The 26137-nt window shown below is 66.9% G+C and carries 21 protein-coding genes and 1 tRNA gene; 3 read left to right on the top strand and 19 right to left on the bottom strand.

Annotation, left to right across the window (positions count from 1 at the left end; all coding sequences use genetic code 11):
- Window positions 1–6: 6 nt before the first annotated feature.
- The 14 genes from tuf to ACFYWY_RS07545 all read right to left on the bottom strand — a co-directional run bounded on the left by tuf (window position 7) and on the right by ACFYWY_RS07545 (window position 18024).
- Window positions 7–1200 carry an elongation factor Tu gene (gene tuf / locus ACFYWY_RS07480; RefSeq protein WP_307661685.1) on the bottom strand — a complete coding sequence of 398 codons (1194 nt, stop codon included), beginning with the start codon at window positions 1198–1200 and terminating at the stop codon, window positions 7–9.
- Between the two features lie 161 nt (window positions 1201–1361).
- Window positions 1362–3488 (bottom strand): elongation factor G, encoded by a 2127-nt coding sequence (gene fusA / locus ACFYWY_RS07485; protein ID WP_389181133.1) that lies wholly within the window; start codon window positions 3486–3488, stop codon window positions 1362–1364.
- Window positions 3489–3526: 38 nt separating this feature from the next.
- Window positions 3527–3997 (bottom strand): 30S ribosomal protein S7, encoded by a 471-nt coding sequence (gene rpsG, locus ACFYWY_RS07490; protein ID WP_340474758.1) that lies wholly within the window; start codon window positions 3995–3997, stop codon window positions 3527–3529.
- Between the two features lie 2 nt (window positions 3998–3999).
- Complete coding sequence (gene rpsL / locus ACFYWY_RS07495) at window positions 4000–4371, bottom strand: 30S ribosomal protein S12 (protein ID WP_003948652.1); 372 nt, start codon at window positions 4369–4371, stop codon at window positions 4000–4002.
- A gap of 341 nt (window positions 4372–4712) precedes the next feature.
- A complete protein-coding gene (locus tag ACFYWY_RS07500) occupies window positions 4713–8630 on the bottom strand; it encodes a DNA-directed RNA polymerase subunit beta' (RefSeq protein ID WP_389181136.1) in 3918 nt (1305 codons plus the stop codon).
- Window positions 8631–8729: 99 nt separating this feature from the next.
- On the bottom strand, window positions 8730–12215 hold the full coding sequence (gene rpoB, locus ACFYWY_RS07505) for a DNA-directed RNA polymerase subunit beta (protein ID WP_389181139.1): 3486 nt from the start codon (window positions 12213–12215) through the stop codon (window positions 8730–8732).
- A 540-nt stretch (window positions 12216–12755) separates the two neighbouring features.
- On the bottom strand, window positions 12756–13139 hold the full coding sequence (rplL, locus tag ACFYWY_RS07510; RefSeq protein WP_389181142.1) for a 50S ribosomal protein L7/L12: 384 nt from the start codon (window positions 13137–13139) through the stop codon (window positions 12756–12758).
- Window positions 13140–13251: 112 nt separating this feature from the next.
- Window positions 13252–13782 (bottom strand): 50S ribosomal protein L10, encoded by a 531-nt coding sequence (rplJ, locus tag ACFYWY_RS07515; protein WP_389181145.1) that lies wholly within the window; start codon window positions 13780–13782, stop codon window positions 13252–13254.
- 259 nt (window positions 13783–14041) lie between these two features.
- Entirely contained in the window at window positions 14042–14977 is a 936-nt protein-coding gene (locus ACFYWY_RS07520) for a hypothetical protein (RefSeq protein WP_389181148.1), read from the bottom strand.
- Window positions 14978–15114: 137 nt separating this feature from the next.
- A complete protein-coding gene (gene rplA / locus ACFYWY_RS07525) occupies window positions 15115–15837 on the bottom strand; it encodes a 50S ribosomal protein L1 (RefSeq protein WP_389181151.1) in 723 nt (240 codons plus the stop codon).
- Between the two features lie 109 nt (window positions 15838–15946).
- Window positions 15947–16381: a 50S ribosomal protein L11 gene (rplK, locus tag ACFYWY_RS07530; RefSeq protein WP_307661693.1), complete on the bottom strand. Its 435-nt coding sequence runs from the start codon at window positions 16379–16381 to the stop codon at window positions 15947–15949.
- Between the two features lie 167 nt (window positions 16382–16548).
- Complete coding sequence (gene nusG, locus ACFYWY_RS07535) at window positions 16549–17478, bottom strand: transcription termination/antitermination protein NusG (RefSeq protein ID WP_389181154.1); 930 nt, start codon at window positions 17476–17478, stop codon at window positions 16549–16551.
- A 74-nt stretch (window positions 17479–17552) separates the two neighbouring features.
- A complete protein-coding gene (gene secE / locus ACFYWY_RS07540) occupies window positions 17553–17840 on the bottom strand; it encodes a preprotein translocase subunit SecE (protein WP_307661695.1) in 288 nt (95 codons plus the stop codon).
- A 111-nt stretch (window positions 17841–17951) separates the two neighbouring features.
- Window positions 17952–18024, bottom strand: a tRNA-Trp gene (locus ACFYWY_RS07545).
- Window positions 18025–18195: 171 nt separating this feature from the next.
- Between ACFYWY_RS07545 and ACFYWY_RS07550 the strand changes: the two genes are divergently transcribed.
- On the top strand, window positions 18196–19422 hold the full coding sequence (locus tag ACFYWY_RS07550; protein WP_389181158.1) for a pyridoxal phosphate-dependent aminotransferase: 1227 nt from the start codon (window positions 18196–18198) through the stop codon (window positions 19420–19422).
- Window positions 19423–19596: 174 nt separating this feature from the next.
- Complete coding sequence (locus ACFYWY_RS07555; RefSeq protein WP_389181161.1) at window positions 19597–20616, top strand: adenosine deaminase; 1020 nt, start codon at window positions 19597–19599, stop codon at window positions 20614–20616.
- Window positions 20617–20622: 6 nt separating this feature from the next.
- Here ACFYWY_RS07555 and ACFYWY_RS07560 read toward each other — a convergent pair whose 3' ends face one another.
- Window positions 20623–21216, bottom strand: a complete 594-nt coding sequence (locus ACFYWY_RS07560; protein ID WP_389181164.1) for a TetR/AcrR family transcriptional regulator — start codon at window positions 21214–21216, stop codon at window positions 20623–20625.
- Between the two features lie 101 nt (window positions 21217–21317).
- Between ACFYWY_RS07560 and ACFYWY_RS07565 the strand changes: the two genes are divergently transcribed.
- Window positions 21318–21953 (top strand): NAD(P)-dependent oxidoreductase, encoded by a 636-nt coding sequence (locus tag ACFYWY_RS07565; RefSeq protein ID WP_389181167.1) that lies wholly within the window; start codon window positions 21318–21320, stop codon window positions 21951–21953.
- 72 nt (window positions 21954–22025) lie between these two features.
- Here the strand turns inward: ACFYWY_RS07565 and ACFYWY_RS07570 are convergent, their stop codons facing one another.
- The 4 genes from ACFYWY_RS07570 to ACFYWY_RS07585 all read right to left on the bottom strand — a co-directional run bounded on the left by ACFYWY_RS07570 (window position 22026) and on the right by ACFYWY_RS07585 (window position 26116).
- Window positions 22026–22880, bottom strand: a complete 855-nt coding sequence (locus tag ACFYWY_RS07570) for a hypothetical protein (protein ID WP_389181170.1) — start codon at window positions 22878–22880, stop codon at window positions 22026–22028.
- On the bottom strand, window positions 22877–23452 hold the full coding sequence (locus ACFYWY_RS07575) for a SigE family RNA polymerase sigma factor (protein WP_389181173.1): 576 nt from the start codon (window positions 23450–23452) through the stop codon (window positions 22877–22879). The genes ACFYWY_RS07570 and ACFYWY_RS07575 overlap by 4 nt, the downstream gene beginning before the upstream one ends.
- A 38-nt stretch (window positions 23453–23490) precedes the next feature.
- On the bottom strand, window positions 23491–24546 hold the full coding sequence (locus tag ACFYWY_RS07580) for a UDP-N-acetylmuramate dehydrogenase (protein ID WP_389181176.1): 1056 nt from the start codon (window positions 24544–24546) through the stop codon (window positions 23491–23493).
- Between the two features lie 127 nt (window positions 24547–24673).
- Entirely contained in the window at window positions 24674–26116 is a 1443-nt protein-coding gene (locus ACFYWY_RS07585; protein WP_389181179.1) for a DHA2 family efflux MFS transporter permease subunit, read from the bottom strand.
- Between the last annotated feature and the right edge of the window lie 21 nt (window positions 26117–26137).

Raw genomic sequence — 26137 nt, forward strand, 5'->3', positions numbered from 1 at the left:
CAGCAATTACTTGTTGATCTTGATGACCTGGCCGGCGCCGACGGTCCGGCCACCCTCACGGATGGCGAACTTCAGGCCCTCCTCCATGGCGACCGGCTGAATCAGCGAGACCGTCATGGTGGTGTTGTCGCCCGGCATGACCATCTCGGTGCCCTCGGGGAGGGTCACGACGCCGGTCACGTCCGTGGTACGGAAGTAGAACTGCGGGCGGTAGTTGTTGAAGAAGGGGGTGTGACGACCACCCTCGTCCTTCGACAGGATGTAGGCCTGGGCCTCGAACTCGGTGTGCGGCGTAACCGAACCGGGCTTGATGATGACCTGGCCGCGCTCCACGTCCTCGCGCTTGATGCCACGGAGGAGCAGACCGACGTTCTCACCGGCCTGGCCCTCGTCGAGCAGCTTGCGGAACATCTCGATGCCGGTGACCGTGGTGGTGGTCTTCTCGGTCTTGATGCCGACGATGTCGACGGTCTCGTTGACCTTGAGGACACCACGCTCGATACGACCGGTGACGACGGTGCCACGACCGGTGATCGTGAAGACGTCCTCGATCGGCATCAGGAACGGCTTGTCGACGTCACGCTCGGGCTGCGGGATCGCCTCGTCGACGGCGGCCATCAGGTTCAGGACCGACTGGCCCCACTCCTTGTCGCCCTCGAGAGCCTTGAGCGCCGAGACGCGCACGACCGGCAGGTCGTCGCCCGGGAACTCGTACTCGGAGAGGAGCTCACGAACCTCGAGCTCGACGAGCTCCATGATCTCCTCGTCGTCCACCATGTCGGCCTTGTTCAGGGCGACAACGATGTACGGCACGCCGACCTGGCGGGCCAGGAGCACGTGCTCCTTGGTCTGCGGCATCGGGCCGTCGGTGGCGGCGACCACGAGGATGGCGCCGTCCATCTGCGCCGCACCCGTGATCATGTTTTTGATGTAGTCCGCGTGACCCGGGCAGTCGACGTGCGCGTAGTGACGCGACTCCGTCTGGTACTCGACGTGCGCGATGGAGATGGTGATACCGCGCTGGCGCTCCTCAGGAGCCTTGTCGATCTGGTCGAAGGCCGAGGCCTCGTTCAGGTCCGGGTACGCGTCATGCAGCACCTTGGTAATGGCGGCCGTGAGGGTCGTCTTACCGTGGTCGATGTGACCGATGGTGCCGATGTTGACGTGCGGCTTAGTCCGCTCGAACTTCGCCTTCGCCACTGGGGTCCTCCTGTGGAGTGGTTCTGTACGCCTTACTCATCGGCGCCAGGTGATCTTTGCTGGGATGCCGGGGCCCGGGGCACTCCAGCCGATTACTTGCGTAACGGCTGGAATGCCCCAGCAGGCTCCGGTGACAAGCCTAAGGCGTGTACTCGGAAGAGTTACTCGCCCTTGGCCTTCGCGATGATCTCCTCGGCGACGTTCCGCGGAACCTCGGCGTAGGAGTCGAACTGCATCGAGTAGCTTGCGCGACCCGAGGTCTTGCTGCGGAGGTCTCCGACGTAGCCGAACATCTCCGACAGCGGAACCAGGCCCTTGACGACCCGGGCACCGCTGCGCTCCTCCATGGCCTGAATCTGGCCACGGCGGGAGTTGAGGTCGCCGATGACATCGCCCATGTAGTCCTCGGGCGTGGTGACCTCAACGGCCATCATCGGCTCGAGGAGCACGGGGGACGCCTTGCGAGCACCCTCCTTGAACGCCTGCGAACCGGCGATCTTGAACGCGAGTTCGGAGGAGTCGACCTCGTGGTAGCCACCGTCGAGAAGGGTGACGCGGACGCCCACCATCTCGTACCCGGCCAGGATGCCGAACTGCATGGCCTCCTGCGCGCCCGCGTCCACCGAGGGAATGTACTCACGGGGGATGCGGCCACCGGTGACCTTGTTCACGAACTCGTAGGTCGCGTCGCCGCCCTCGATGGGCTCCAGCGCGATCTGCACCTTCGCGAACTGACCGGTACCACCGGTCTGCTTCTTGTGCGTGTAGTCGATACGCTCGACGGTCTTGCGGATCGTCTCGCGGTACGCGACCTGCGGCTTGCCGACGTTCGCCTCGACGCGGAACTCGCGACGCATGCGGTCGACGAGCACTTCGAGGTGAAGCTCGCCCATACCACCGATGATGGTCTGGCCGGTCTCCTCGTCCGAGTGGACCTGGAAGGAGGGGTCCTCCTCCGCGAGACGCTGGATGGCGACACCCAGCTTCTCCTGGTCACCCTTGGACTTGGGCTCGATCGCGACCTGGATGACCGGCGCCGGGAAGTCCATGGACTCCAGGATCACCGGGTTCTTGTCGTCGCACAGCGTCTCACCGGTGGTGGTCTGCTTCAGGCCCATGACGGCGACGATGTCGCCGGCGCCCACCGACTCGATCTCCTCACGCTTGTTCGCGTGCATACGGTAGATCTTGCCGATGCGCTCCTTCTTGCCCTTGGTGGGGTTCAGCACAGCGGTGCCGGACTCCAGGCGACCCGAGTAGACCCGGATGAAGGTGAGCTTACCCAGGTGCGGGTCGCTCGCGATCTTGAAGGCGAGGGCGGACAGCGGCTCGTCGTCGGACGGCTTGCGCTTGACGACCGTCTCCGGGTCCTTCACGTCGTGGCCCTCGATGGCCTCGACGTCCAGGGGAGAAGGCAGGTAGCGCACGACCGCGTCGAGCAGCGGCTGAACACCCTTGTTCTTGAAGGCGGTACCGCAGAACACCGGGGTGATCGTGGTGCCGCCGCCCTTGCCGGACGCGATGGTGATACGACGGATCGCGGCGTACAGCTGCTCCTCGGTGGGCTCGACGCCCTCCAGGTACAGCTCCATGACCTCTTCGTCGTTCTCAGCCACGGTCTCGACCAGCTTGCCGCGCCACTCCTCGGCAGCCTCGGTGTGCGTGGCCGGGATGTCGACGACGTCGTACATCTCGCCCTTGGTGGCCTCGGCGGACCAGACAAGAGCCTTCATACGAACGAGGTCGACGACGCCCTTGAAGTCCGCCTCGGCACCGATCGGCAGCTGCATCACGATCGGGGTCGCGCCGAGGCGGTCCACGATCATGTCGACGCAGCGGTGGAACTCCGCGCCGGTGCGGTCGAGCTTGTTGACGAAGCAGATACGCGGAACGCCGTAGCGGTCCGCCTGGCGCCACACAGTCTCGGACTGGGGCTCAACGCCGGCGACACCGTCGAACACCGTGACGGCACCGTCGAGCACGCGGAGCGAACGCTCCACCTCGACCGTGAAGTCGACGTGCCCCGGGGTGTCGATGATGTTGATGGTGTGATCGACGTCCTCGAGCGGCCAGTGACAGGTCGTCGCGGCGGACGTGATCGTGATGCCGCGCTCCTGCTCCTGCTCCATCCAGTCCATCGTGGCAGCGCCGTCGTGGACCTCACCGATCTTGTAGCTCACACCGGTGTAAAACAGGATGCGCTCGGTGGTCGTCGTCTTGCCCGCGTCGATGTGGGCCATGATCCCAATATTGCGGACCTTGGCCAGGTCAAGCGAAGTGGTGGCCATAAGGCTCAATCTTCTCTCGGTCTCGATGTGGGTAGCGACTACCAGCGGTAGTGCGCGAAGGCCTTGTTGGACTCGGCCATCTTGTGCGTGTCCTCACGCTTCTTGACCGAAGCGCCGAGGCCGTTGGAGGCGTCGAGCAGTTCGTTCATGAGGCGCTCGGTCATGGTCTTCTCGCGACGGGCGCGGGAGTAACCCACGACCCAGCGGAGCGCGAGGGTGGCGGCGCGACCGGGCTTGACCTCGATCGGCACCTGGTAGGTGGCGCCACCGACACGGCGGGACTTGACCTCGAGAGACGGCTTGACGTTCTCGAGAGCGCGCTTCAGCGTGATGACCGGGTCAGCGCCGGTCTTCTCGCGGAGGCCTTCCATGGCGCCGTAGACGATCCGCTCGGCGGTGGAACGCTTGCCGTTGAGCAGAAGCTTGTTGATCAGCGACGTGACAAGAGGAGAACCGTAGACCGGGTCGATGATGACCGGGCGCTTCGGGGCGGGGCCCTTACGAGGCATTCTTACTTCTCCTTCTTGGCGCCGTAGCGGCTGCGGGCCTGCTTGCGGTTCTTGACACCCTGGGTGTCGAGGGAACCGCGGATGATCTTGTAGCGAACACCCGGCAGGTCCTTCACACGGCCACCACGCACGAGCACGATGGAGTGCTCCTGCAGGTTGTGTCCCTCACCCGGAATGTAGGCCGTGACCTCGATGCCGGAGGTCAGACGCACACGCGCGACCTTCCGCAGGGCCGAGTTCGGCTTCTTCGGGGTGGTCGTGAACACTCGCGTGCAGACACCACGACGCTGAGGGGAACCCTCGAGCGCGGGCGTCTTGTTCTTCTCGACCTTGTCCTGCCGGCCCTTCCGGACCAGCTGCTGGATCGTAGGCACTACTTCTCCGGTTTCTGTGTGCCGTTCGTGAAGCTAACCTGGAACGTCGCCGACCCACGCGGTCGGGTGTGTCGAATACAGGCTCCCGCCGCAAGGCAGAGAGAGCGCAGATTACGGTGGCCGATTCTTCAGACTCGCCATGCGGTTGAGGACACGCACACGAGCCCAGGCACACCCCAGGCACAAGGACAGAGCGTACCTACCGCATCGGCTGCGGTCAAAACAACTGCACACGCGCAGGACACACCGGCCTGCAACATACTTCCCCGCGGCTCGCTGGGGATACCCCGACAGGGCGGCCATCCCGCGAGGGTTGGCCGCCCTGTGGCGGTTGCTATCGCTTACTGGTTGTACGGACCGTAGTCGTAGTCCTCCAGCGGAACGGCCTGGCCGGAGCCGGTGCCGAACGGCGAGTAGTCGATGTCGTCGTAGCCGACGGCCGAGTACATCGCGGCCTTGGCCTCCTCGGTGGGCTCCACCCGGATGTTGCGGTAGCGGGACAGGCCCGTACCGGCCGGGATGAGCTTACCGATGATGACGTTCTCCTTGAGGCCGATCAGGGAGTCCGACTTGGCGTTGATCGCCGCGTCGGTCAGAACCCTGGTCGTCTCCTGGAAGGACGCCGCCGACAGCCACGACTCGGTGGCGAGCGAGGCCTTGGTGATACCCATCAGCTGCGGACGGCCGGAGGCGGGGTGACCGCCCTCGGTGACCACACGACGGTTCTCGGTCTCGAACTTCGAGCGCTCGACGAGCTCGCCAGGCAGCAGCTCCGCGTCGCCGGACTCGATGATCGTCACGCGGCGCAGCATCTGCCGGATGATGATCTCGATGTGCTTGTCGTGGATCGACACACCCTGCGAGTTGTAGACCTTCTGGACCTCGCCGACCAGGTGGACCTGGACCGCGCGCTGACCGAGGATCCGCAGCACGTCGTGCGGGTTGGTGGCACCCACGGTGAGCTTCTGGCCCACCTCGACGTGGTCGCCCTCGCCCACCAGCAGACGGGCACGCTTCGAGATCGGGAACGGCGTCTCGTCGCTGCCGTCGTCGGGGGTGACGACGAGCTTCTTGGTCTTCTCGGTCTCCTCGATACGGACGCGGCCAGCCGCCTCCGAGATCGGGGCGACGCCCTTGGGCGTACGAGCCTCGAAGAGCTCGACGACACGGGGCAGACCCTGGGTGATGTCGTCACCGGCCACACCACCGGTGTGGAAGGTACGCATCGTCAGCTGGGTACCGGGCTCACCGATGGACTGGGCGGCGATGATGCCGACCGCCTCACCGATGTCCACCAGCTTGCCGGTGGCGAGCGAACGGCCGTAGCAGTACGCACACGTGCCGACCGCGGACTCACAGGTCAGGACCGAACGGGTCTTGACCTCCTCGACGCCCGCGGCGACGACCGCGTCGATGAGCACATCGCCCAGGTCGACATTGGCCGGCGCGATGACCTTGCCGTCGACGACGACGTCCTCGGCGAGCATCCGCGCGTACACGGACGTCTCGACGTCCTCCGCCTTGCGCAGCACACCGTCGGCGCCGCGCTCGGCGATCCGCAGCTTGAGGCCGCGGTCGGTGCCACAGTCCTCTTCGCGGATGATGACGTCCTGCGAGACGTCCACCAGACGACGGGTCAGGTAACCCGAGTCGGCGGTACGCAGGGCGGTGTCGGCCAGACCCTTACGGGCACCGTGGGTGGAGATGAAGTACTCCAGCACGGACAGACCCTCACGGAACGACGCCTTGATCGGCCGCGGGATGGTCTCGTTCTTGGCGTTGGACACCAGACCACGCATACCGGCGATCTGACGCATCTGCATCATGTTTCCACGAGCACCCGAGTTGACCATCATGAAGATGGGGTTGGTCTTCGGGAAGTTCTCGTTCATGGCCTCGGCAACCTCGTTGGTCGCCTTGGTCCAGATCGCGATGAGCTCCTGGGTGCGCTCGTCCTTGGTGATCAGACCGCGCTCGTACTGCTTCTGGACCTTCTCGTCCTGCGCCTCGTAGCCCGCGACGATCGCCTTCTTGGCCTCGGGGACCACGACGTCGGAGATGGCCACGGTGACACCGGAGCGGGTCGCCCAGTAGAAGCCGGCCGCCTTCAGGTTGTCGAGCGTCGCCGCCACGATGACCTTGGGGTAGCGCTCGGCCAGATCGTTGACGATCTCGGAGAGCTGCTTCTTGCCGACCGAGTAGTCGACGAAGGGGTAGTCCTCGGGCAGCAGCTCGTTGAAGAGCGCGCGGCCCAGAGTCGTACGCAGCCGGAAGCTGTCACCCTGCTGCCACTCACCCGCGGCGCCGCTGATGTCTGCGGCGCCCTGCTCGGCCGGGGGAACCCAGCCGCGCGGCGGAATGGTGCCGACGGGGAAGCGGATGTCGACCTTCGCCTGGAGCGAGAGCTCGCGGGCGTCGAACGCCATGATCGCCTCGGCCGTGGAGCCGAAGGACCGGCCCTCGCCGATGACCTTGCGCTCTTCCTCGTCGGTCGTGAGGAAGAAGAGGCCCAGCACCATGTCCTGGGTCGGCATGGTGACCGGACGGCCGTCGGCCGGCTTCAGGATGTTGTTCGAGGACAGCATCAGGATGCGTGCCTCGGCCTGCGCCTCCGCGGAGAGCGGCAGGTGGACGGCCATCTGGTCACCGTCGAAGTCCGCGTTGAACGCGGTGCAGACGAGCGGGTGGATCTGGATGGCCTTGCCCTCGACCAGCTGCGGCTCGAAGGCCTGGATGCCGAGGCGGTGCAGCGTCGGCGCACGGTTCAGCAGAACCGGGTGCTCGGCGATGACCTCTTCCAGCACGTCGTACACGACCGTGCGGCCGCGCTCGACCATGCGCTTCGCCGACTTGATGTTCTGCGCGTGGTTCAGATCGACCAGGCGCTTCATCACGAACGGCTTGAAGAGCTCCAGCGCCATGGCCTTCGGCAGACCGCACTGGTGCAGCTTGAGCTGCGGGCCGACGACGATGACGGAACGGGCCGAGTAGTCGACTCGCTTACCGAGCAGGTTCTGACGGAAACGACCCTGCTTGCCCTTGAGCATGTCGCTCAGGGACTTCAGCGGGCGGTTACCGGGACCGGTCACCGGGCGACCACGGCGGCCGTTGTCGAACAGCGCGTCGACGGCCTCCTGCAGCATCCGCTTCTCGTTGTTCACGATGATCTCGGGGGCACCGAGGTCAAGGAGACGCTTGAGGCGGTTGTTGCGGTTGATCACACGGCGGTACAGGTCGTTCAGGTCGGAGGTCGCGAAGCGGCCACCGTCCAGCTGCACCATCGGACGCAGGTCCGGCGGGATGACCGGCACGCAGTCCAGCACCATGCCCTTGGGGCTGTTGCTGGTCTGCAGGAACGCGGAGACGACCTTGAGGCGCTTGAGCGCACGGGTCTTCTTCTGGCCCTTGCCTGTACGGATGATCTCCCGGAGACGCTCGGCCTCCTCCTCGAGGTCGAAGGACTCCAGGCGCTTCTGCAGCGCCGCCGCACCCATCGAGCCGTCGAAGTACGTGCCGAAGCGGTCACGCAGCTCGCGGTAGAGCAGCTCGTCGCCCTCCAGGTCCTGGACCTTGAGGTTCTTGAAGCGGTTCCACACCTCGTCGAGACGGTCGATCTCGCGCTGCGCACGGTCGCGCAGCTGCTTCATCTCACGCTCGGCGCCTTCGCGCACCTTGCGGCGCACGTCGGCCTTGGCGCCCTCGGCCTCGAGCTCGGCCAGGTCGGTCTCGAGCTTCTTGGCGCGGGCCTCGAGGTCGGCGTCGCGGCGGTTCTCGACCTGCTGGCGCTCGACGGAGACATGCGCCTCCAGCGAGGGCAGGTCGCGCGTACGGCGCTCCTCGTCCACGAACGTGATCATGTACGCGGCGAAGTAGATGACCTTCTCGAGGTCCTTCGGCGCGAGGTCGAGCAGGTAGCCAAGGCGCGACGGGACGCCCTTGAAGTACCAGATGTGCGTGACAGGCGCGGCCAGCTCAATGTGGCCCATCCGCTCACGGCGCACCTTGGCGCGGGTGACTTCGACGCCACAGCGCTCACAGATGATGCCCTTGAAGCGGACACGCTTGTACTTACCGCAGTAGCACTCCCAGTCCCGGGTCGGACCGAAGATCTTCTCGCAGAAGAGTCCGTCCTTCTCGGGCTTGAGCGTGCGGTAGTTGATGGTCTCCGGCTTCTTGACCTCGCCGTGGGACCACTGTCGGATGTCGTCCGCGGTGGCAAGGCCGATCCGCAGCTCGTCGAAGAAGTTGACGTCGAGCACTTTGTCGTCAATCCCTCTTTCGGGGTCGAGTCTCAATCATGGTCTGTACGGGTCCGGGGCAGGGCCGGGGCTCTTTGTTCAGAGCCCCGGCCAGACCCGTCAGACCTCTTCGACGCTGCTCGGCTCGCGCCGGGACAGGTCGATACCGAGCTCCTCCGCAGCGCGGAAGACGTCCTCGTCCGTGTCACGCATCTCGATAGACATGCCGTCCGAGGACAGCACCTCCACGTTGAGACAGAGCGACTGCATTTCCTTGATGAGCACCTTGAAGGACTCGGGAATGCCGGGCTCGGGGATGTTCTCGCCCTTGACGATGGCCTCGTAGACCTTCACGCGGCCGGTGACGTCGTCGGACTTGATGGTCAGCAGCTCCTGGAGGGCGTATGCGGCGCCGTAAGCCTCCAGCGCCCACACCTCCATCTCACCGAATCGCTGGCCACCGAACTGGGCCTTACCACCCAGCGGCTGCTGGGTGATCATCGAGTACGGACCGGTCGAACGGGCGTGCAGCTTGTCGTCGACCAGGTGGTGGAGCTTGAGGATGTACATGTACCCGATCGAGATCGGGTCCGGGAACGGCTCACCGGAGCGGCCGTCGAACAGGTTGGCCTTGCCGGACGACTGGACCAGCCGGTCACCGTCACGGTTCGGGATCGTGGCCTCGAAGAGCCCGGCGATCTCGTCCTCGCGCGCACCGTCGAAGACCGGGGTCGCGACGTTGGTGCCGGGGGCGACCTGGTCGGCGCCGATGGCCTGCAGGCGCTGCGCCCAGTCGTCGGCGAGACCGGAGACGTCCCAGCCGCGGCTGGCGAGCCAGCCGAGGTGGATCTCGAGGACCTGTCCCGGGTTCATTCGGGACGGGACACCCAGCGGGTTGAGGATGATGTCGACCGGGGTGCCGTCCTCCAGGAACGGCATGTCCTCGATCGGCAGGATCTTCGAGATGACGCCCTTGTTGCCGTGACGGCCGGCGAGCTTGTCACCATCGGTGATCTTGCGCTTCTGCGCGACGTACACGCGAACCAGCTGGTTCACGCCCGGCGGCAGCTCGTCGCCCTCCTCGCGGTCGAAGACCCGTACGCCGATGACCTTGCCGGTCTCGCCGTGCGGCACCTTCAGCGAGGTGTCACGGACCTCACGCGCCTTCTCACCGAAGATCGCGCGGAGCAGCCGCTCCTCCGGGGTCAGCTCGGTCTCACCCTTGGGCGTGACCTTGCCGACCAGGATGTCACCGGCGACGACCTCGGCACCGATGCGGATGATGCCGCGCTCGTCGAGGTCGGCGAGGACCTCCTCGGAGACGTTCGGGATGTCCCGGGTGATCTCCTCGGGGCCGAGCTTGGTGTCACGGGCGTCGACCTCGTGCTCCTCGATGTGGATCGAGGAGAGGACGTCGTCCTGCACGAGGCGCTGCGACAGGATGATCGCGTCCTCGTAGTTGTGACCCTCCCACGGCATGAACGCGACCAGCAGGTTCTTGCCGAGCGCCATCTCGCCCTGCTCGGTGGCCGGACCGTCGGCGAGGACCTGGCCCTCGACGACCCGGGAGCCCTCGTCCACGACAACCTTCTGGTTGACCGAGGTGCCCTGGTTCGACCGGGAGAACTTGGCGATGCGGTACGTGGTGTAGGTGCCGTCGTCGTTGGCGACGGTGATGTAGTCCGCGGAGACCTCCTGGACGACACCTTCCTTCTCCGCCTTGATGACGTCACCGGCGTCGACCGCGCAGCGGTACTCCATGCCGGTGCCGACCAGCGGCGCCTCCGCCGTGATCAGCGGAACTGCCTGGCGCATCATGTTCGCGCCCATGAGGGCACGGTTGGCGTCGTCGTGCTCGAGGAACGGGATCATGGCGGTCGCGACCGACACCATCTGGCGCGGCGAGACATCCATGTAGTCGACGTCGTCGCCCGGGATGTAGTCGACCTCGCCGCCACGACGGCGCACCAGGACGCGCGGCTCGGTGAACCGCAGGTCCTCGGAGAGCGTCGCGTTCGCCTGGGCGATGACGAAGCGGTCTTCCTCGTCGGCGGTCAGGTAGTCGACCTCGTCGGTGACGACGCCGTCGACGACCTTGCGGTACGGCGTCTCGACGAAACCGAACGCGTTGACGCGTCCGTACGAGGCGAGCGAACCGATCAGACCGATGTTCGGGCCTTCAGGGGTCTCGATCGGGCACATGCGGCCGTAGTGCGACGGGTGCACGTCACGGACCTCGAAGCCGGCCCGCTCACGGGAGAGACCACCCGGGCCAAGAGCCGACAGACGGCGCTTGTGGGTGAGACCCGACAGCGGGTTGTTCTGGTCCATGAACTGCGACAGCTGGCTGGTGCCGAAGAACTCCTTGATGGAGGCGACGACCGGCCGGATGTTGATCAGGGTCTGCGGCGTGATCGCCTCGACGTCCTGGGTCGTCATGCGCTCACGCACGACGCGCTCCATACGAGCCAGACCCGTGCGGACCTGGTTCTGGATGAGCTCGCCGACGTTACGCAGACGACGGTTGCCGAAGTGGTCGATGTCGTCGGTCTCGACGACGATCTGGGTGCCGCTCTCGCCGACCGTCTCGGTCTCACCGGCGTGCAGCTTGACCAGGTACTTGATGGTCGCGATGACGTCGTCGCTGGTGAGCACGCCGGCGTCCAGCGGCTCGTCGGCGCCGAGCTTCTTGTTCACCTTGTAGCGGCCGACCTTGGCGAGGTCGTAGCGCTTCGGGTTGAAGTAGAGGTTCTCGAGCAGCGTCTGAGCGGCCTCGCGGGTCGGGGGCTCACCCGGGCGCAGCTTGCGGTAGATGTCGAGCAGCGCGTCGTCCTGGCCCTGGGTGTGGTCCTTCTCCAGGGTGGCGCGCATGGACTCGTACTCGCCGAACTCCTCGAGGATCTGCTCGGTGGTCCAACCGAGAGCCTTGAGCAGGACGGTGACGGACTGCTTGCGCTTGCGGTCGATGCGGACACCGACCATGTCGCGCTTGTCGATCTCCATCTCGAGCCAGGCACCCCGGGACGGGATGATCTTGGCCGTGAAGATGTCCTTGTCGGACGTCTTGTCGATGTTGGAGTCGAAGTAGACACCCGGCGAGCGGACCAGCTGCGACACCACGACACGCTCGGTGCCGTTGATGACGAAGGTGCCCTTGTTGGTCATGAGCGGGAAGTCGCCCATGAAGACCGTCTGGGACTTGATCTCGCCGGTCTCGTTGTTGGTGAACTCGGCCGTGACGAAAAGCGGGGCAGCGTACGTGAAGTCGCGCTCCTTGCACTCGTCAATGGAGTTCTTCGGAGGCTCGAAGCGGTGGTCGCGGAAGGTCAGCGACATCGACCCGGAGAAGTCCTCGATCGGAGAGATCTCCTCGAAGATCTCCTCCAGGCCGGACTTTGTGGGGACGTCCTGTCCGCTGTCCAGAGCCGCCTCGACACGAGCCTTCCAGGCGGCATTGCCGAGCAGCCAGTCAAAGCTCTCGGTCTGCAGCGCGAGGAGGTTCGGAACCTCGAGGGGCTCCTTGATCTTTGCAAAGGAGATGCGCAGCGGGGCGGTGCTGGCGCCGTTGTTCGTATTCGCGGTCGAGGCGTTGCGCGAGGCGGCCAAGAGGGGGTCCTTCCGAGGGCTCGGACTCACTACGCGCGTACCGGTCCCATGCTGGGCACGGAGATAGAAATCCCAGGTGAGGGATTATTCAATCTACGGTGCTCATACGTGGGGATGCCCCTGGTGACGGGCAGGGGGCAGCTAACAGGCAGCGCAAAGGGTCAGTGTAGCCAGTTGGCACACTGATGTCCAGTGCGGGTTTTCGAAACCCTCGTTGTTCTCAACTCCGCGACACCCTCGCGCCGTGTGGCGCACCTCGATACTGCCCGTTCGGTCGCCGATCCATGCCTCGGATACGGATCGTTGTGACGACGCGTCCTGAGAATTGCGCGCTGCGTGCGGTTCGTCAAGGCCCCCCAGCCCAAACGGGGCTGCTGGGACACAGCGAGGCGTACGACGAAGATCACGATACTCGCCGCACACCGAAGAGCAAGGCAGCCGCCACGGCAATGCCGAAGGGCGACCACCCGGATGGGTGATCGCCCTTCTGCTGTGCCTTCAGCGGTCCCTCGCGGAACCTTGAGTCAGAGACTCAGAAAGTCACTTGACCTCGACGGACGCGCCGGCGCCCTTGAGGGACTCGGCAGCCTTCTCGGCGGCCTCCTTGGCGACCTTCTCGAGGACGGGCTTCGGGGCGCCGTCGACGAGGTCCTTGGCCTCCTTCAGGCCCAGGGAGGTCAGCTCACGCACGACCTTGATCACCTGGATCTTCTTCTCGCCGGCGCCGGTGAGGATGACGTCGAACTCGTCCTGCTCGGCCTCGGCCTCGGCCGGGGCGACAGCGGCGCCACCAGCGGCAGCGGCGACCGGAGCGGCGGCGGTGACGTCGAACTTCTCCTCGAAGGCCTTCACGAACTCGGAGAGCTCGATGAGGGTCATCTCCTCGAACTGCGCAAGCAGGTCGTCCTGGCTGAGCTTCGCCATGATGGCGGTCCTTCCACTAATTCGGCTGGTGCCGGTTGTCTGTGTCGGCGGGCGTACATCGGCCCGCTGCGACCGGCCGCACTACGCGGCGACGGTCAATGCGCGAGCCGAATTACTCGGCACCGCCCTGCTCGGCCTTCTTGGCACGAAGCGCCTCCGCGGTGCGGACGAACTTCGAGGGAAGCGCCTGGAAGAGCGCGGCAGCCTGAGACTGCTTGCCCTTCATGGCGCCCGCCAGCTTGGCGAGCAGAACCTCGCGGGACTCGAGGTCCGCAAGCTTCTTGATCTCATCGGCGGACAGCGCCTTACCGTCAAGGACACCGCCCTTGATGATGAGGTTGGGGTTGTCCTTGGCGAAGTCACGAAGACCCTTCGCCGACTCCACCGGGTCACCGGTGACGAAGGCAACCGCCGTCGGACCCGCGAACAGGTCGTCGAGCGCGTTGATCCCGGCCTCGTTGGCCGCAATCTTGGTCAGCGTGTTCTTCACCACGGCGTACTGGGCGTTCTCACCGAGCGAACGGCGCAGCTCCTTGAGCTGAGCCACGGTGAGACCCCGGTACTCGGTCAGCACGGCGGCGTTCGAGCTGCGGAACTGGTCCGCGAGCTCGGCTACCGCGGCAGCCTTGTCGGGCCTTGCCATAGAGCGTCGGCCTCCTTCCGGGTGATGAGGACCGCTCAGAAGGGGCTGAACAAAACGAAACGCCCCGGCGCAGGCGCACGGGGCGTAGCTCGACCGGAATGAACTCCGGGAGCTTTCCACAGTCACCTGCGCAGGACGTCCGCAGTCAGCGGATCCTTCGGCCGCCGCATCCTCTTACGAGAGCACGGCAACGACCAGCGGTCTTTGGCTTCTGTGGAAGAGTACGGGAGAGGATCCCGGTGAGGCAAATCGGGCTGCGTCAGCTCTGTCCCGCGGACTCCATGCCCTCGCCGGCCTTCTTCAGCATCTCCATGAGGTCGAAGGTGTCCCCGGCCGGCGGCGCCTGCACGGTGGCCTTGGCGCCGTAGTCCGAGTAGTTGGCGACGATCTTCACCTTGCCCTCGGGGCTGTCCATGCCGATGTCCATCTTCACGGGGTAGTTGTCCTGGTTGACCCAGACCTCGGTGTCGTACCCCTTGATGCCGGACTTCTTCATATTGGCGAGGAGGTCCTGGCGCTGCTTCTCGCTGAGCGTCTTGAGCGACTTGTTCGACGCCACCATCTCTTCGAGCGTCAGCGTGCCCTTGTAGTGCTGGGCCTCGACCCCATCGACCTTCTCCGCGCCGACGTGCTTGAGATTCGGCGACTCGAGCAGCAGCGCGAGCTGCTGGGCCGGGTCCTGGTTCATGCTCTCCAGGCTGCCGGTCATCTGCTTCTGCAGCGCCTTGTCCCCCGACGCCTCGGCGGCGGCACCGAGGTCGAGCTTCATCCAGCGCTTGCCGTCCATGTCCTTGGCGGCCTTGGCGCCCATGTCCATGTACATGGCGTTGTTCAGCCACACCATGCGTATCTGCTCCGGGGCGTCCGGGTCAGCCTTGAACATGGAACCCTTCATGGTCATGTCCATCACCGTGGGGTCCCACCCCATGACTCCGGACATCTCCATGGTGCCCCCGCCGTCCATGGCGGCCGGCATCGCCATCGTCATTCGGACCTTCGCCGACTTCGCGGCCGAGGTCTTCTTGTACGCCGCCGTGAGGACCTGCGTCACCGCCGCGCGGGACTGGGTCTCGGTCTTCCTGGGCGTCTCGGCGGCCTTCTTCTCCCCATTGCCACCCTGACAGCCTGCTGCGCCGACTACGACGGCCACAGCCGTCAGCGAGACGCCCGCGCGCGTCCATGCGGACATGGTCATGCCCCACCCCTTGTTGTATGCGAACGCTTGAACCGTAACGCACGCCTATGACACAGGGACAACGAAAACCGGCCCCCACATCTCCGAAGAGGTGCGGGGGCCGGCTCAGTACGCGAGACCCGCGGCTGCCGTCAGATTCAGACGGCGGCCGGGTCCTCCTCGACGAGGAGGTTGCGGGTGCGGTTGGAGTCCAGCGGGATGCCGGGGCCCATCGTCGTGGTCAGGGTCGCCTTCTTGATGTAGCGGCCCTTCGCGGCGGACGGCTTCAGACGGAGGATCTCCTCCAGCGCCGCGGCGTAGTTCTCGACCAGCTTCGTCTCGTCGAAGGAGACCTTGCCGATGATGAAGTGCAGGTTCGAGTGCTTGTCGACGCGGAACTCGATCTTGCCGCCCTTGATGTCGTTCACAGCCTTGACGACATCGGGGGTGACGGTGCCGGTCTTCGGGTTCGGCATCAGACCACGCGGACCGAGCACGCGGCCGAGGCGGCCGACCTTGCCCATGAGGTCCGGGGTGGCGACGACGGCGTCGAAGTCCAGACGGCCCTTCGCGACCTCGTCGATCAGTTCGTCGGAGCCGACAATGTCGGCGCCAGCGGCTTCCGCGGCCGCAGCACGGTCACCGGTCGCGAAGACCAGGACCCGGGCGGTCTTGCCGGTGCCGTGCGGAAGGTTCACGGTGCCGCGGACCATCTGGTCGGCCTTGCGCGGGTCAACACCCAGACGCATGGCGACCTCGACGGTGCCGTCGAACTTGGTGGCGGTGGTGTCCTTGGCGAGACGGACGGCCTCGAGCGGGGCGTACAGCTTCTCCCGGTCGATCTTGGCGTCCGCAGCGCGGAGAGTCTTGCTGCGCTTCACTTCTGCTCCTGTGTGCAGTAACACCATGCGGCTGACGCCGCGTGGCAGGTGTGGAGTCGTGGTGCGGACCAGCGCTTGGCCCTACCACTGGAGGTCTTCGGGGGGCTGATCAGCCCTCGACCGTGATGCCCATGGAACGGGCGGTGCCGGCGATGATCTTCGACGCGGCGTCCAGGTCGTTGGCGTTCAGGTCGGGCATCTTGACCGTGGCGATCTCGCGGACCTGGGCGCCGGTGAGCTTGGCGACCTTGGTCTTGTGAGGCTCGCCGGAGCCCTTGTCCACACCCGCGGCCTTGAGGATCAGCTTGGCGGCCGGCGGAGTCTTGGTGATGAAGGTGAAGGAACGGTCCTCGTAGACCGTGATCTCCACCGGCACGACCATGCCACGCTGCGACTCGGTCGCGGCGTTGTAGGCCTTGCAGAACTCCATGATGTTGACGCCGTGCTGACCGAGCGCGGGGCCGACCGGCGGAGCCGGGTTGGCCGCGCCGGCCTGGATCTGGAGCTTGATAAGCCCCGTGACCTTCTTCTTCTTGGGAGGCATTGCTCTCTCCGGGTCCTAGTGAGAGTTTCCAGCGCTCCACCCGATCATCCGGATGGAGGCATACCGCACAACGATAACGGGTATAGCTGTGCGGCCAAAAACCGAGCAGGTCAGAGCGGCCACGAGGGCCGGTCTGACCTGTTCGGAAGCGTATGTTCCAGAAGGCTTCAGTTCTTCTGGATCTGGTCGAAGCTCAGCTCGACCGGGGTCTCGCGGCCGAAGATCTCGACGAGGCCCTTGACCTTCTTCGAGTCGGCGTTGATCTCGTTGATCGTCGCCTGCAGCGTCGCGAACGGGCCGTCGGTGACGGTGACCGAGTCGCCGACCTCGAAGTCCAGTACCTGAACCTCGACCTTGCGCGACGGAGCCGGCTTGCCCTCGGCCTCGGCGGCCTCGCGCGCGGCCTTCTCCTCGGCCTCCGGGGCGAGCATCTTGACGATCTCGTCCAGGGTCAGCGGGTACGGGTCGTACGCGTTGCCCACGAAGCCGGTGACGCCAGGGGTGTTGCGGACGACGCCCCAGGACTCGTTCGTCAGGTCCATGCGGACCAGGACGTACCCGGGAAGCTTGTTCTGGCGGACGTTCTTGCGCTCGCCGTTCTTGATCTGGACGATCTCTTCCTCGGGCACTTCGGCCTGGTAGATGAAGTCCTCGACGTTCAGAGAGACGGCGCGCTGCTCAAGGTTGGCCTTCACGCGCTTCTCGTATCCGGCGTACGTGTGGATGACGTACCACTCGCCCGGCAGACCGCGCAGCTCCTCGCGGAGGGCGGCGACCGGGTCGGCCGGGGCCTCGGGCTCGGCCGGCTCGGCGTCGGCGGCCTCTTCGGCATCCTCGACGTCGGCCGCGGCGGTCTCGTCCTCTTCCACCTCGGCGACGGCGGTGGCCTCGTCCTCGACGTGCATCGCGGCCTCTTCGGCCGGCTCACCCGCGGCGACGTCGGCAGCCTCGGCGAGGTCGACCTCGTCGGCCCCTTCGATGATTTCGAGCGCGTCGTCGTCGACCGTGTCCGGCGCAGCCTCGGCCGCCTCGGCCGTCGCCGCAGCCTCTTCGCCCTCCACGGGCTCGACGGCGTCGTTCAGGTTCGGGTCAGACACGGTGGCTGCTTCTTCCTGGATACAGATGGGGTGGAACATGCGAAAGGGGCGCCGCTGCCGGCGCCCTTCGCGGATCAGCCGAAGACGTACTTGACGGCTTCCTGGAACCCATAGTCAATCACGGTCACAAGACCAATCATGACGACTACGAAGACAATCACCACTGTCGTGTAAGTCGTCAGCTGGCTGCGAGTCGGCCAGACGACCTTGCGCAGCTCGGCGATGATCTGGCGGTAGAAGAGCGCGAGACGGCCCAGTGGACCCTTCTTTCCGCGCTTGCCGCCCTTACGAGTCTTCTTCTTCGACTCCGGCGCCTCATCATCGGCATCAGGCATGTCGATGGAGCCCACGGCGTCCGTCACGATCTCTCACCTGATTCCGGGTCGTGGCCGTGCCGCGCCCGGTTGAGCCGCACGGCTGTGCAATGAAATACATACATACATGCGCACACATCCTGGCGAAGGTGTGTGTAGCAGGGCCGGAGGGACTTGAACCCCCAACCGCTGGTTTTGGAGACCAGTGCTCTACCAATTGAGCTACGACCCTTTGTGGTTTCCCCAACCTACCGCATCCGCAGATGTGGTTGGTGAGGGGCCAACGACGAGTGAGTGTACGTGGTCGCAGGCCCGGCGTCGAACAGATAGCTCCCGGACGGTTCCTGTCCGCTACTCGAAACCTGTGTGCCGGGTGCGTCGGCCGTCTGGGACGATGGGCCGTATGAGCGCTGCAACCCCTCCCACCGAGCGCCGGGTCTCCGCCCGCATCGGCGCGATCTCCGAGTCCGCGACCCTCGCCGTCGACGCCAAGGCAAAGGCTCTCAAGGCCGCCGGGCGTCCGGTGATCGGCTTCGGCGCGGGTGAGCCGGACTTCCCGACACCCGACTACATCGTCGAGGCCGCGATCGAGGCCTGCCGCAACCCGAAGTACCACCGCTATACCCCGGCCGGCGGGCTCCCCGAGCTCAAGGCCGCCATCGCCGCCAAGACGCTGCGCGACTCCGGTTACGAGGTCGAGGCCGCCCAGATCCTGGTCACCAACGGTGGCAAGCAGGCGATCTACGAGGCGTTCGCGGCGATCCTCGACCCGGGCGACGAGGTCATCGTCCCGGCGCCGTACTGGACGACGTACCCCGAGTCGATCCGCCTCGCGGGCGGTGTCCCGGTCGAGGTCGTGGCCGATGAGACCACCGGCTACCGGGTCTCCGTGGAACAGCTGGAGGCGGCGCGCACGGAGCGTACGAAGGTCGTGCTCTTCGTCTCGCCGTCCAACCCGACCGGCGCGGTCTACAACCGGGCCGACGCGGAGGCGATCGGACGCTGGGCCGTCGAGCACGGGCTGTGGGTCCTGACGGATGAGATCTACGAGCACCTTGTGTACGGCGACGCCACCTTCACCTCGCTGCCGACGCTCGTGCCCGAGCTGCGCGACAAGTGCATCGTGGTCAACGGTGTGGCCAAGACCTATGCGATGACTGGCTGGCGTGTGGGGTGGATCGTCGGCCCGAAGGATGTGGTGAAGGCCGCGACCAACCTGCAGTCGCACGCCACCTCCAATGTGTCGAACGTGGCGCAGGTGGCCGCGCTGGCCGCCGTCTCGGGTTCGCTGGACGCGGTCGACGAGATGCGCACGGCCTTCGACCGCCGCCGCCAGACGATCGTGCGGATGCTCAACGAGATCGACGGCGTGCTGTGCCCGGAGCCGGAGGGCGCGTTCTACGTGTACCCCTCGGTGAAGGCGCTGCTGGGCAAGGAGATCCGCGGCAGCCGCCCGCAGACCTCGGTGGAGCTGGCGGCGCTGATCCTGGAGGAGGCCGAGGTGGCTGTCGTACCGGGCGAGGCCTTCGGTACGCCGGGCTATCTGCGGCTGTCGTACGCACTGGGCGACGAGGACCTGGTCGAGGGTGTCTCGCGGCTGCAGAAGCTGCTGGCGGAGGCGCGCGACTGAAGCAGTCGGGCCTCCTCACGTGAGTGACGTGAGTGACGCGAGTGACTGAGTGGCGCGAAACGGGCTCCCGGCTGCGGCCGGGGGCCCGTTCCCGTTCCCGGTTCTTCGTTCGGGCAAGCGCCCGATCGGGGAAAGGGGCTGCCGGTCTGCGCGCGCGTGCGGCAAGATCCTGCAATGGAGCACGTACGAGACCTCAGGCTGCTGCCGAAGGCCCATCTGCATCTGCACTTCACCGGGTCGATGCGGCCTACCACCCTGCTCGAGCTCGCCGACAAGTACGGCGTCCATCTGCCCGATGCGCTGACCAGCGGTGAACCGCCCAAGCTGCGGGCGACTGACGAACGCGGCTGGTTCCGTTTCCAGCGGCTCTACGACATCGCGCGGTCCTGTCTGCGCTCCCCCGAGGACATCCAGCGGCTGGTGCGCGAGGCGGCAGAGGAGGATGTGCGGGACGGCTCGGGCTGGCTCGAGATCCAGGTCGACCCGACCTCGTACGCCCCCATGCTGGGCGGCCTGATCCCGGCGCTGGAGATCATCCTGGACGCCGTGGAGCGTGCCGGGCGGGAGACCGGTCTCGGCCTGCGGGTGCTGGTCGCCGCTAACCGGATGAAGCACCCGCTGGACGCCCGTACGCTCGCTCGACTCGCGGTCCGGTACGCGGACCGCGGGGTCGTCGGCTTCGGCCTCTCCAACGACGAACGCCGGGGCATGGCAAGGGACTTCGACCGCGCCTTCGCGATCGCCCGGGACGGCGGCCTGCTGGCGGCGCCGCACGGTGGCGAGCTGACGGGCCCCGCCTCCGTACGGGACTGCCTGGACGACCTGCACGCCTCGCGCATCGGGCACGGGGTGCGGGCGGCGGAGGACCCCCGGCTGCTGCGGAAGCTGGCCGAGCGCGGGGTGACCTGCGAGGTGTGCCCGTCGTCGAATGTGGCGCTGGGCGTGTACGAGAAGCCGACGGACGTGCCGCTGCGGACGCTGTACGAGGCGGGCGTGCCGATGGCGCTGGGGGCGGACGACCCGCTGCTGTTCGGCTCGCGGCTGGCGGCGCAGTACGAACTGGCGCGGAAGCACCACGGCTTCACGGACGCCGAACTGGCAGAGCTGGCGCGGCAGTCGGTGCGGGGCTCGGCGGCGCCGGAGGATGTACGGAACAAGCTGCTGGCGGGGATCGACGACTGGCTGGCCGGCTAGCGGGCGCTAGCCGATTCCGCGCAGCAGGGTGCGGACCAGGCTCGCGGCGAACTCGTCGACCGGCTGCGGAGGCTTTCCGTCCTCGGTCATGTCGTACGCGAAGGCACGCTGTGCGCACGCGCCGAGCAGCAGGGACGCGGCCGCGTAGGTGTCGGCGTCGGGCCCGATACGGCCCGCTGCCTGCTCGGCGCGGAGGTAGGCGTCGAGCCTCCGGATGGGCACGTGCGGGCCCCGGCCCATCTCGCGCATGGTCGCGTCGTGGCGTTGCTTGAGCTTGGGCTCGGCGTAGAGCGAGGCGGCGATCGGGAAGCTCTCGGCGTAGAAGAGCGCGGCCTCCCGGGCGATCTCGGTGAGGTTCTCCTCGACGGTCCGCTTCCCCGGGTGCTCGACGAGCCGGTCCAGCAGCGGGTTGAGCTTGGGCAGCCGCTCCTTGAGCACGGTCACGAACAGCTCTTCCTTGTTCGCGAAGTACTTGTAGAGCGCCGCCTCCGAGCAGCCGGCCGCTTTGGCGATCTCCTTGGTGGTCGCGCGGGCGAGGCCGATGGTGAGCATGAGCTCGTGTGCGGCGTCGAGGATGCGGGCGCGGGCGGGTTTCTGCAAGAGAATCCTCGCATCGGGACTTGTGGGGCCTTGACGGGTGGGTGAGTACTTACCCACCCTAGAGGTGAGTGAACACTTACCCACCCGAGAAGGGATGCGCCATGAAGCTCACAGTTTTCGGTGCGACCGGCGGAATCGGCCAGGAGATCGTCCGCCAGGCCCTGGCGGCGGGGCATGAGGTGACGGCGATGGTGAGGGACCCGGCACGGCTGACGGTGAAGGGCGAGGGCTTGGAGATCGTCACGGCCGCCCTCGACGACCCGGAGGCGCTGAGGCCGGCCGTGGCCGGCCGGGACGCGGTGTTCTCGGGGCTCGGCCCGCGCACGAAGAAGCAGGTGGGCATCGCGTCGGGCCTGACGCGGGTGATCCTTCGGGCGCTGGACGCGGAGGGGGTGCGCCGCTTCCTGGTGGTGAGCGCCGCACCGCTCGGGCCCGTACCGGAGAACGAGACGTTCTTCCTGCGCCACATCGGGACGCCGCTGATCTCGCGGATCCTGCGCAAGCACTACGACGACCTGCGGACGATGGAGGAGGAGCTCCGCGGCAGCGCGACCGACTGGACGTCGGTGCGGCCGCCGAGGCTGGTGGATATGCCGGTGACAGGGGTGTACCGGACGGCCGTGGGGGCGAATCTGCGGGGCGGGTCGAAGATCGGGCGGGCGGACGTGGCGCACGCGATGCTGGCGATGGTGGATGACGCGGCGACGCTGAAGCAGGCGGTGGGGGTGGCGTACTAGGAGGCTGCTGAAGATCTTTCCAGGGGGCGTCTGAATACAGCCCGATCCAAAAGACACCCGCCGGACCACCGGTCAGGCGCACAGGGGCGGCTTCTCACCCGCCCCTGCGGGGCGGAATTCGATCGGGTCCCGACCTGGAGAATCGAACCGGAGTTTGTCGCCCTGCAACCGCATGAAACCGGTCACGATCGTGTACCGCCCGCTGGCATCTATGCCGGTCTCCTTCGAGTAGTCACGGATGGTCACCCACCCCCGCCCGTCGAAACCGGTGTAGCGGAGACCGCAGTGAACGTAGAGACCGTGCGGGTACCAGGATCCCTCCACAGCATTCTCGGGCGGTTGCTCCAGGACCGGCGGCTTGGCCGGGTTCGGTGGGGGCAAGAGGGGGCAGTGCCCGCCTCCGGACACCGGGCGGAAGGTCAGCGTCCGTTTCATCGACCCGGACCCGAACTCGAACCGGGCGACGTCCTTCGATTTCAGCGTCATGCGGCCGGACACCCGGTCGCCGTGGAGGACGATTTCCGGCGCCTTCGCGGTGCCTGCCAACGCAACTTCCGTGTCAGTGACCCACTTACTGCCGCCGAACACGGCAAACCGCAGATCACAGCTCCGGACGAGGTCGTACGGGTACGCAACCCCGATCTGCGGGTCGGCCGGGCCCAGCTCCAGAGGGCGGTCCGCCTGGTCAGTCCAGATCGCGGCGACCGAATCCGAGGTCCGGGGAGCCGACTCGGTGATGCGCAGGCCGAGCCCCGTGCCGCCCGCGATCAGCACCACCGCGCAGGCCGCCGCCGCCCCCCGGCGGCGGGCCCGGGCACGGCGAGCCTTGTCCAGAAACGTCTCCACGGCCGTCAGTCCCCCCGCCGGGCCGTGCCCCTGGGCCAAGTCCCGCAGGCCTCGCCGCAACTGGTCTTCGTCCTCGGTCATCGCGCACTCCTTTCGGTTCCCGCATAACCGGCGAGCGCGCCCGCAGCGCGCAGCCTCTCCAAGGCCCTGTTGGTACGGCTCTTGACCGTCCCGGGCGAACAGCCGAGCAGCTCGGCCGTCTGTTCCACCGACAGGTCCTCGTAGAAGCGGAGCACCACCGCAGCGCGCTGAGCACGGGGCAGGCATGCGAGCGCGCGGCCCAGTTCGAGCCTGGCCTCCGCGCTCCCCGCCATGTCGTGGCTGTCCGGGGCGATATCCCCTTCCGGGCGGACCACCTCCGTATGCCAGCGGCGGCGACGCCAGGTCGCGTAGAGATTGACTACGACCTTGCGTGTGTACGCCTGAGGCGATTCCCAGCCTGCCGAGCGGCCCCAGTGCGTATAGACCCGTATCAGCGCGGCCTGTACAAGATCCTCGGCCGTGTGCGGATCACCCGTCAGCAGACGGGCGGTCCGCAGCAGGGACACATGTGACGCTGTCACAAAATCCGCGAATTCCGAATCGCGAGCCGAGCCGCCCTGACGCACTGGCGCTCCCCCCGAGCAGTGTGGTCCGAAGACCCTGTCACCCACTCGACAACCTGGGGAGCCCGGCAGGTTCCATCAGGGTTTCAGAGGCTGACGCCGACCGTCACAGGCTCGTTGAACAGCGTGATGCCGAACGCCTCGCGCACGCCTGCCACGACCTCGCGCGCCAGGGCCAGCAGGTCCTCGGTGGTTGCTTCGCCACGGTTGGTCAGGGCGAGGGTGTGCTTGGTGGAGATACGGGCGGGGCCCGTTCCGTACCCCTTGGTGAAGCCCGCCTTGTCGATCAGCCAGGCCGCCGACGTCTTGGTGCGGCCGTCCCCCGCCGGGAAGGCAGGCGGCGCGACGTCCTCGCCGAGCCGGTCACGGACCCGGGTGAGGAAGGACTCGTACTCCCCGGACGTCAGGATCGGGTTGGTGAAGAAGGACCCGGCGGACCAGGTGTCGTGGTCCTCGGGGTCCAGCACCATGCCCTTGCCGGCGCGCAGCTTCAGTACGGTCTCGCGCACCGCGGCGGCCGGGACGCGGTCGCCCGCCTCGACGCCGAGGGCGCGGGCCGTCTCGGCGTACTTGAGGGGTGCGGAGAGGCCGTTCGCGTCCTCGAGATCGAAGCGCACGCGCAGGACGACATAGCGCTCCGGGTGCTGCTTGAAGCGGCTGTGGCGGTACGAAAAGGCACACTCGGCGTTCGGGACGGTGACCGTCTCGCCGGTGCGGCGGTCGTAGGCGACGACCTCGGTGATGGTGCTGGAGACTTCCTGGCCGTACGCGCCGACGTTCTGGATCGGGGTCGCGCCGGCCGAGCCGGGGATGCCGACCAGGCACTCGATGCCCGCGAGGCCCGCCTCGACGGTGCGCGCGACGGCGTCCGTCCAGACCTCGCCGGCCGCCAACTCGAGTTTGGTGCCGGACAGTTCGAAGCCGCGGGTGGCGATGCGGAGCGCGGTGCCGTCGAAACCCTTGTCGCCGATGACCAGATTGCTGCCGCCGCCGATGATCAGCAGCGGGGTGCCTGCGGCGTCCGCCTCGCGTACGGCGGCGATCACCTCGTCGTCGGTGGTCGCCGTGACGAGGCGGGTCGCGGGGCCGCCGAGCCGGAAGGTGGTCAGGGGGGCGAGGGGGGCGTCGTGGAGTTCCTGCACGGGGACAAGAGTACGGTCCGTGGTCCCGCCGCTCGGGCGGGGCCACGGACCGTATGCGTACACACCCTGTCGTACGGCGGCGAGACGGCTGCGACACAGCGGCGACCCAGCTGCCGTGCGGCGGCTGTCACACGGCGACGGGGGCGCGCTCCCCGGCGGTCGCTGCCGCCTTCTCCGTCCCCGCCGGGTCCGTGCGGCGGCGGCCCGGGATCAGCAGCGCGACCAGCGCCGCGAGGGCCACTGCCGCCGCGCCGATCCAGAGCGCCGGGACGGTGCCGTCGGTGAAGGCTTCGGGGGTCTCGTAGCCGCCCTGGACGGCGAAGACCGCGCCCAGGACCGCGATGCCGAGGGCTCCGCCGACCTCGCGCAGGGCGTTGTTGGCGCCGGAGGCGATCCCCTGCTCGGCGGAGCGGACGCTGGACATGACCACACTGGCCGCGGGGGCGAAGTACAGCGCCATACCGATGCCACTGAGGATCAGGCCGGGCAGCTGGGCCGCGTACGAGACACCCGGCTCCAGGACGATGGCGAAGAGCCCAAGGCCGATCGCCTGGAGGGCGAGGCCGGTGGCGACGACCGGGCGCCCGCCGATCTTGTCGGAGAGGTAGCCGGCGATCGGCGCGACGATCAGCGGCATGCCGGTCCAGGGGAGCATCCGCAGCCCGGCCTCGGTGGGCGAATAGCCTGCGACGCCCTGCAGGAACTGACTGAGCAGGAAGATCGAGCCGAACATCCCGAGGAACATCAGCAGGCTCGCGACATTGATCCCGAAGAAGGCGCGGTCACGGAAGAGCCGCATGGGGAGCATGGGGTTCTTGCTGGTGATCCCATGGCGGACGAAGGCGAGGACGAGCGCCGTTCCCACGGTCAGGCCGGCCAGGATCGGGGTGCTGGTCCAGCCGTCGGCCTGGCCGTTGACCAGGGCGTAGACGATGCCGAAGAGGCCACCACTGACGAGCAGGGTGCCGGGGATGTCGAGCCGGGCGTTGGGGGCGTACGACTCGTCCAGGCGCAGCCGGGCCAGGGGCAGCAGGACAAGGCCGATCGGAACGTTCAGCCAGAAGATCCACTGCCAGGAGATGTGCTCGGTGAGGCTGCCGCCGATGAGGGGTCCACTGGCGACGGCGAGGCCGGTGACGGCGCTGAAGATGCCGAGGGCCGCACCGCGGCGGGCTACGGGGACAGCCGCGGTGAGCAGGGTCAGAGTGAGCGGCATCATGACCGCGGCGCCGACGCCCTGGACGGCGCGGGCTGCGATGAGGGCGTCAATACCGGGAGCGAGGGCGGCTCCTGCGGATGCTCCGGTGAAGATCACCAGGCCCGCTATGAACAGCCTGCGGCGGCCGAAACGGTCGCCGAGGGCGGCCCCGAGCATCAGCAGGACGGCGAAGGTGAGGGTGTACGCGCTCACCGTCCACTCGAGGTCCTCCAGCGCGCCGCCGAGGTCCTTGCGGATGGAGGGGAGGGCGGTGGTGACGACGAGATTGTCGAGGGCCGCCATGAAGCCGGCGACGCTGGTGATGACGAGGGCCCAGGCTGCGCTGGAGCGGCGCCCTGCTTGCTGGTTCATTGATCCCCCAGAGGGTTAGTT

The organism is Streptomyces sp. NPDC002870 (assembly GCF_042888505.1).
GTDB lineage: Bacteria > Actinomycetota > Actinomycetes > Streptomycetales > Streptomycetaceae > Streptomyces.

Excerpts from the sequence above, each read along its gene's own strand:
- ACFYWY_RS07520 (WP_389181148.1), bottom strand. The coding sequence starts at position 14,977 with ATGACCATGTCCGCATGGACGCGCGCGGGCGTCTCGCTGACGGCTGTG.
- rplK (WP_307661693.1), bottom strand. The coding sequence starts at position 16,381 with ATGCCTCCCAAGAAGAAGAAGGTCACGGGGCTTATCAAGCTCCAGATC.
- ACFYWY_RS07565 (WP_389181167.1), top strand. The coding sequence starts at position 21,318 with ATGAAGCTCACAGTTTTCGGTGCGACCGGCGGAATCGGCCAGGAGATC.
- ACFYWY_RS07555 (WP_389181161.1), top strand. The coding sequence starts at position 19,597 with ATGGAGCACGTACGAGACCTCAGGCTGCTGCCGAAGGCCCATCTGCAT.
- rpsG (WP_340474758.1), bottom strand. The coding sequence starts at position 3,997 with ATGCCTCGTAAGGGCCCCGCCCCGAAGCGCCCGGTCATCATCGACCCG.
- ACFYWY_RS07550 (WP_389181158.1), top strand. The coding sequence starts at position 18,196 with ATGAGCGCTGCAACCCCTCCCACCGAGCGCCGGGTCTCCGCCCGCATC.
- rplJ (WP_389181145.1), bottom strand. The coding sequence starts at position 13,782 with ATGGCAAGGCCCGACAAGGCTGCCGCGGTAGCCGAGCTCGCGGACCAG.
- ACFYWY_RS07570 (WP_389181170.1), bottom strand. The coding sequence starts at position 22,880 with ATGACCGAGGACGAAGACCAGTTGCGGCGAGGCCTGCGGGACTTGGCC.
- rplL (WP_389181142.1), bottom strand. The coding sequence starts at position 13,139 with ATGGCGAAGCTCAGCCAGGACGACCTGCTTGCGCAGTTCGAGGAGATG.
- fusA (WP_389181133.1), bottom strand. The coding sequence starts at position 3,488 with ATGGCCACCACTTCGCTTGACCTGGCCAAGGTCCGCAATATTGGGATC.
- ACFYWY_RS07585 (WP_389181179.1), bottom strand. The coding sequence starts at position 26,116 with ATGAACCAGCAAGCAGGGCGCCGCTCCAGCGCAGCCTGGGCCCTCGTC.